The sequence below is a fragment of the Alteromonas sp. LOR genome (assembly GCF_000753865.1).
Taxonomy (GTDB): Bacteria; Pseudomonadota; Gammaproteobacteria; order Enterobacterales; family Alteromonadaceae; genus Alteromonas.
On sequence record NZ_JQFW01000044.1, the window covers coordinates 741 to 7302 of the forward strand.

The following is a 6562-nucleotide window of genomic DNA, read 5'->3' on the forward strand; positions in this document are numbered from 1 at the left end:
CTATTATCCCAGCAAAGTTACATTAAAAAAATTTTGAATTTTTACAACATGAGCTGGGGAGAAAAATGGTGCTGATAGGCAGATTCGAACTGCCGACCTCACCCTTACCAAGGGTGCGCTCTACCAACTGAGCCATATCAGCACTGATTTGGAGCGGGCAGTGGGAATCGAACCCACATCATCAGCTTGGAAGGCTGAGGTAATAGCCATTATACGATGCCCGCAAATCTTAATTCTCTGGCCACCTCATAAAGAAAGTGGTGGAGGGGGCAGGATTCGAACCTGCGAAGGCTGAGCCGGCAGATTTACAGTCTGCTCCCGTTGACCGCTTGGGTACCCCTCCAGAATTGATGGTGCCGACTGCCGGAATCGAACTGGCGACCTACTGATTACAAGTCAGTTGCTCTACCAACTGAGCTAAGTCGGCACTACATCAAGTGGGTGCGCATTCTAGAGTAATGAATTACTCAGTGCAAGTGTCTTTTCGAAAAATTTTCATTTTTCTTTTCTGACCGATTTCTCAATCTATCAGAAGGTTACGCCTAAATTGAACTAAGTTCTTTTCGAGCGTAGCGGGCAAGACCTTGCACCACCAAATGAGCGGGACGAATGTTAACAGCGGATTCTAAGAATGCAAACACTTTTTTGTCTCCACCCCCTAAAATAATGTCAAAATCGGTTTGTTTGCTTGATATGTAATCAATGGCGCTCAAATAAACACCATAAACCGCTGCATGACACCCTGTTGCTACGCACTCTTCAGTATCTGTACCTACCCCAAAGCTGGTCGGAATTTCATCATTCGCTGATACTTTTTTTGTAGATGCAACCAAAGCGTCTCGCATAACGTTAAACCCTGGCACTATCCAACCGCCTAAATGTTGACCATTCACCACAAAATCTACCGTTATTGCAGTACCAACATCCATAACAAAAAATGCTTTTTTTGTTTTTTCTGCAGCACACACCATCGCGAGCCACCGATCAACGCCCATTTTTTGTACATTCTCGTAACTATTTTTTATATCGAATGCTGATTTTTCTGTGTGTTTTTCAATGAAATTAATTTTGCGAGGCAAACAGAGGGTATTTATTTCTTTCGAGACTTCATTATTTCTAACTGAAGCTAAATAAATATGAGAAATTTTTTCGTAAGAGTCGATAAATTTAAAAAGCTCAGCTATCGAACTTACAGATTGGGGCTCTTCTTTGTCATTACACAACAGAGAATATTTGATTCGTGTGTTGCCAATGTCCACTAATAAGACATTTTGCTCACTTGCTACAGCATTTTTTTCAGATGGGATACTATCAGTTACCACGAAGGCTAACCTCACCGCCATGAAAACGTGTAATGCCGTCTTGTGTTTCCACTAACAGTGCACCGCTGGCGTCTACGCCCCTATCGATACCAGAGAATCGCTTCTCACCCATTTGCAGCACTATCCTTCTATCACCGTAAAGATCTAAGGCTTCCCAATGAGGAACAAATGGCCCAAAGCCTTGTTGAGTAAATTTAGGAAGATAAGACCATAGTGATTTAATAATTTGCGCCGCTAATTCATTTCTATCTGGCACTGTACCTAAAAATGAAGCGAGATCGCTATGAGGTTGCCCAACGTCGTATTGGTTATCTGGCACACACACGTTCAATCCTATACCAATGACGCAATGCGCTGTCGCTCCAATCTGCCCTTCTACCTCTATCAATACGCCAGCAAGCTTTTTACCCTGTAAGTAAATATCGTTCGGCCACTTTAATTCGGCATCGTTAACGCCAAACTCTTTTAGCGCGTCGCACACTGCAAGACCAACCAATAAAGAAAGGCCCGCCATGCTCTGATATCCATCTGGAAACGACCAATACATGGAGAATGTTAGGCTACCGCCCACAGGCGCTAACCAAGTTCTGCCATGTCTTCCGCGACCTGCGGTTTGTATTTCAGCAAAAATAGCATCACCGTCGGCTAATTCTTCTCGATTATTAGCAATGCGTTTTTTCATCTCTGTATTTGTTGATGGGAGTACCGACTCAACATCTATCATGGCTCGTTTGGTGTTACCCAAGTACTTCTTAATGCTATCTGCACTTAACATGGGAAAACCTCGCTCTAGTCGATATCCCTTACCTTTTACCTTAAATACATCCAATCCCCAGTCAGATAACTGAGAAATATGCCCTGCAACAGCGGTACGCGATAGTCCAACCTCTTGAGCTATAGTTTCACCGGAGTGAAAGTGACCGTCGGACAATAGCGCTAATATATGTTTTCTTATTACTTTAGATGCCTGTCTCATAGCGAAATAAGTCCTTTGCTTCCTAAAAGGCGTACTTCAGGTTCGAGTTTGATATTAAACCTGTCAGAAACGCTGGCTATGATATCTCTTGCCATAGATAGTACATCGCTACCGTTTGCATCGCCAAGGTTTGTAAGTACTAAAGGCTGTGTAGGGTGACACCTCACATCGTTCAGCGTCTTTCCTTTAAAACCAGCTTGGTCAATGAGCCAGGCTGCCGGAATTTTCACACTATCGTCGGCGGATTTCGTTTTTACAGTAAAATGAGGTACATGTTCGTATTGATCAGCAATTGTTTTGAAATGATCGTAAGTGACAATTGGATTTTTGAAGAAGCTTCCCGAATTACCGAGAACGGCAGGGTCTGGAAGTTTGGACTTACGCACCTCTATAACTTTGTGATATATGTCCTGTGGCGTTGGATTTGTTAACGCGGCAAGCTCACCATAAGCGGTATTTAACTCATAAACTTTTGGTAGGACAAAATTTACGTGGGTAATAAGCACCTTATTGGCCAGCGCATGTTTGAATACACTATCTCGATAACCAAACTGACAGTCTTCATTTTTTAATAGAATCTTTTCACCCGTGTTAAGTACCACGGCTTCTATCGTTTGTATTAATGTATCGACCTCTACGCCGTAGGCGCCAATATTTTGAATTGGACTAGCCCCCACTGAACCAGGGATTAGCGCTAGGTTCTCAAAGCCAAACCACTCATTTTGCATACATAGTTTGACAAGCTCGTGCCAATTTTCGCCTGCACCTACGCGTAAAAAGTGACTATTTTCGTCATCAAAATGGCTTACGCCTTTTATCTCATTGACCAGTACTGTGCCTTCAAATGTTTCGGTGAATATTGAGTTGCTGCCACCGCCAAGCAAATAACACACATCGGTGTTGTTATAGAGGCGGAAAAAGGAGTCGATATCTGAAAACGATTGAATTGTTTTGCACGACGTATTTAGACCAAACGTGCTGTAGTGTTTCAATGAGGGCATAATGTCTTCGAACTGCGAATAATTGCCTAATGGTAGGGTAAGCAGAGAATAAAGAAAAGTATATCACTTCAATAAAGCGTGAGGGATTGAATTAACCTAGTGAATATAAGGTAGGTTATGAAAACTCGAAGAATCTGTAAAAAGCTAAAACTTTGCTTTTACAATTTAGTTGTCTTGACGTTCCCTTCGCCTCATTGGCATTGAGTCAATATCTGAAAATATGCTTACTGGGTCTATCACGTCATACTGCTCTTTTGTACCGCCATCAAGACCGATGAGGACTGCCTTATTTGAATTCAGACGACGTTGAACTATAGCCAGAGAAGGAAGACAAGATAATGAGTTTCCAAACGGATAAACCGTTTTTCTATCAATGCCCAGTACAAGAAGCTTTCTCTCTGTAAGTTCATTTACACTGTAGTCTAGATATTCTGTTAACTCTTTCAGCTCCACATCGTCATCAACTCTTACTAAAAGAGTTCTATTTTGCCAGCGCATATCGGTGAAGAACAAAGAACAGGACTCCTGATACGACAAACCCGTTGGCTCACTTTTCGCAAATGAAAGGGACGAAGTCGCTATAAAGGCAGAAAGAAACGATATGATGTATTTTGACGTTTTCATAAATTCTATTACGCAACACCACCCCTTTCGTTCAAACAATAAAGGGGGTCAGGTCCACATTTCGAAATACACACTGACATTGCCCGCTTAAACTCAATCGATAATTGGGGTCAGAACCACATTTTTTGACCGTTTTTCTGTTGTAGGCAATGTGGATGATAATAAATAGGGATCTGACCCCGTTTATTTTTAGTTTGACAGCCAGTCTTATATGCTAAGGACGACAATATATCGGGTTCTGACCCTGTTTTATGTTCGTTAGATTCGATGTGCTGAATATATTTGGGAGATAAATACGGACCTGACTCCATTTGTTTTTAACTCTTTCAGCTCCTCATCGTCATCAACTCTCACTAAAAGAATTCTGTGTTGCCAGCGCATATCGGTGAAGAACATAGAACAGGACTCCTAATGCAACACACCCGTTGGCTCACTTTTCGCAAATGAAAAGGGCGAAGTCGCTATAAGAGCAGAAAGAAACGGTATGATGATAAGGGATTTTTCACTCTGTACATTTTGTATTGAATGAATTGAAGGTCATTGGGGATAAACGCGAATCTGCCCCCACTCATTTCCCACAAAAACTTAACTATGAAGCTTTATACCCAATTCTAAACCCACCCCAATGCTTGCCATTTACATAAATAGGCGCAGAAAGGTCGTGCATAATCTCACCTGTGTCTCGTTTATAAGTTTGCAGCAGAAACGACTCAGTGTTGCTGCCGCAACGACTGCCGGTTTTGTCATTAAAAATTCGCTTTGTTCGGCTGTTAGCTAGGTCAGTAGCATAATCCCCTGTAAGAGGTTGGCTGAACTTATTGTTATGGGTTGGGAAGTAACCATTCTTATCCACCGCACCGGCATAAATAATAAAATTATGAGTGTCTAAAATCGGCTCTTGAATATCCGGTAACACAGAATCGGTAAAACTATCGAATGTGGTAGTGTGCTTTTCAGGATTAGTGTTCGGCACCGGTTTATAGGAAAAATTAAAAAGGTCGCGCTCTGAAATAGCGCCTTCGCTAATAGCCTTCTCAAAACGTTGACCTACCTCTTTCGCAGTTTTTATCGCTATATCTCGCACTCGACTGTTTTCATCGTCAATATTCAGAGTTTCTAGTAATCTAAAAATATCTTCTGCTTGAGTACTTAACGCTAGTGCTTGCTCGGCAACTTCGGATAGGTCATGCTCGAGATCGCTTGTAGCATGTTGTAATGTTGAAATAGAATCACCAATGCCACCGCTATCGTTTGCCAGATCTGCTACATTTTCCTTCATTGTTTCCATAGCGTTTCTCGCTTCTGAGGATAATTCGCTCGACTCGGCTATGAATGTTTCGCTTTCAGTAAGAAGCTCACTCATACTTTCACCAGATTCAGATACCTTAGACATGGCCTCAACAGCGCTTTTACTGCTTTGATTCATGTCCTGTAGTAAATGTTCAATACCCGATGTAGCCTCAGTGGTTTTTTTAGCCAACGCGCGAACCTCATCAGCAACGACCGCAAAACCACGCCCTTGGTCGCCGGCTCGAGCTGCTTCTATTGCAGCATTGAGTGCGAGCATATTTGTTTGGTCAGCTAATTGATTAATCGTGTTGGTGATACTACTGATACCTTCAGCTCTACTTTTGAGCACAACAAGCGTTTGTGAAGATTCGGTTATTTGTTCGCGCAGTAGTTTCTGATGTTCCAGTACTTGTTTTAGGCGGCGACTGCCTCGCTGTGTTTTTTCATCAGACGTTGTAATCGCTTCGCCTGCTTGCGCGGTTAAGTTGCTCAGTGATGCACTGCCATTTTCTAAATTCTGGAGACGCGTGCTCATCTCGCTAATACTATTTACTTGTTCACGAAAGGCGGAAGACAGTTTATCTAAGAAAAATGAGACTGACGCGCCGCCAATTGCAATGCGACTTGATGCCGCACTTATATCATTACCTTGGGCAAAACCATCAAACTGCGTGTAGGACGAATCGTTATGACCTTCTAATTGAGAACCTAGTTTTGGTGGCGATAGCGAGTGTGACGAAAAAGAAGAATTAGACGATTGTTCGAGCCCACTATTACTTGATTGGGAAGGTAGATAATAAGTAACAGCAAAGGCGATAACAAATGAAACGAATACCGATATATATATGTTTTCCGTCACCAAAAAGGAGACTATAACGGCAATGGAAGAAACAAGACTAGGTATTACATTCAACATGGTTGTCATCACTGCATAATCTATTATTTTATAGACTGTAGGAGATAGCATCGCAAAAGACTATACGAAAATAGTCTTACATTGCTCCTCGTACTCTCGACATAGACAAACAATGTGGCTGCTGTTGTTTAGATATGAGCGACATCGCAGTTTTTAACCCTCGACGACATTATACGTCTCGAGTAAAACGATAGTCGGGTGGAAGCGGAATCATTTTTCATTAGTCTGTTTTAGGCACTATAGATAACAATAAATTGGGTTCTGACCCTGTTTTATCTTCGGTAGGTTCGATGTAATGAATGTAATTGGGGGATAAATGCGAATCTGACCCCCATTATTTTTTTGGGGCAGAAAACAAAAAACCCGCCGTTAGGCGGGTTTTTCTTAATGGGACCTGGCAGTGTCCTACTCTCACATGGGGAAACCCCACACT

5 protein-coding genes and 4 tRNA genes are annotated in these 6562 nt (G+C 42.1%); all 9 read right to left on the reverse strand.

Annotation, left to right across the window (positions count from 1 at the left end; translation table 11 throughout):
- Positions 1-66: 66 nt before the first annotated feature.
- Positions 67-142: transfer RNA gene (locus tag JV36_RS0113525), tRNA-Thr, on the reverse strand.
- 7 nt (positions 143-149) lie between these two features.
- Positions 150-224: transfer RNA gene (locus tag JV36_RS0113530), tRNA-Gly, on the reverse strand.
- Between the two features lie 34 nt (positions 225-258).
- Positions 259-343, reverse strand: a tRNA-Tyr gene (locus JV36_RS0113535).
- Positions 344-351: 8 nt separating this feature from the next.
- A tRNA-Thr gene (locus tag JV36_RS0113540) sits at positions 352-427 on the reverse strand.
- 115 nt (positions 428-542) lie between these two features.
- Positions 543-1322, reverse strand: a complete 780-nt coding sequence (locus JV36_RS0113545) for a type III pantothenate kinase (RefSeq protein ID WP_235207847.1) — start codon at positions 1320-1322, stop codon at positions 543-545.
- Positions 1312-2298, reverse strand: coding sequence for a bifunctional biotin--[acetyl-CoA-carboxylase] ligase/biotin operon repressor BirA (gene birA / locus JV36_RS0113550; RefSeq protein ID WP_032097091.1), 987 nt, complete (start codon positions 2296-2298; stop codon positions 1312-1314). The genes JV36_RS0113545 and birA overlap by 11 nt, the downstream gene beginning before the upstream one ends.
- A complete protein-coding gene (gene murB / locus JV36_RS0113555) occupies positions 2295-3299 on the reverse strand; it encodes a UDP-N-acetylmuramate dehydrogenase (RefSeq protein ID WP_032097090.1) in 1005 nt (334 codons plus the stop codon). Before murB ends, birA begins: the two co-directional genes overlap by 4 nt.
- Positions 3300-3464: 165 nt before the next feature.
- On the reverse strand, positions 3465-3923 hold the full coding sequence (locus JV36_RS0113560; protein ID WP_081926628.1) for a DUF4174 domain-containing protein: 459 nt from the start codon (positions 3921-3923) through the stop codon (positions 3465-3467).
- A gap of 589 nt (positions 3924-4512) precedes the next feature.
- Positions 4513-6129, reverse strand: coding sequence for a methyl-accepting chemotaxis protein (locus JV36_RS0113565; protein WP_081926629.1), 1617 nt, complete (start codon positions 6127-6129; stop codon positions 4513-4515).
- Positions 6130-6562: the final 433 nt, after the last annotated feature.

What these genes read in the sequence shown, in the direction of transcription:
- murB (WP_032097090.1), bottom strand. Translation starts at nt 3,299, where the DNA reads ATGCCCTCATTGAAACACTACAGCACGTTTGGTCTAAATACGTCGTGC.
- JV36_RS0113560 (WP_081926628.1), bottom strand. Translation starts at nt 3,923, where the DNA reads ATGAAAACGTCAAAATACATCATATCGTTTCTTTCTGCCTTTATAGCG.
- JV36_RS0113565 (WP_081926629.1), bottom strand. Translation starts at nt 6,129, where the DNA reads ATGTTGAATGTAATACCTAGTCTTGTTTCTTCCATTGCCGTTATAGTC.
- birA (WP_032097091.1), bottom strand. Translation starts at nt 2,298, where the DNA reads ATGAGACAGGCATCTAAAGTAATAAGAAAACATATATTAGCGCTATTG.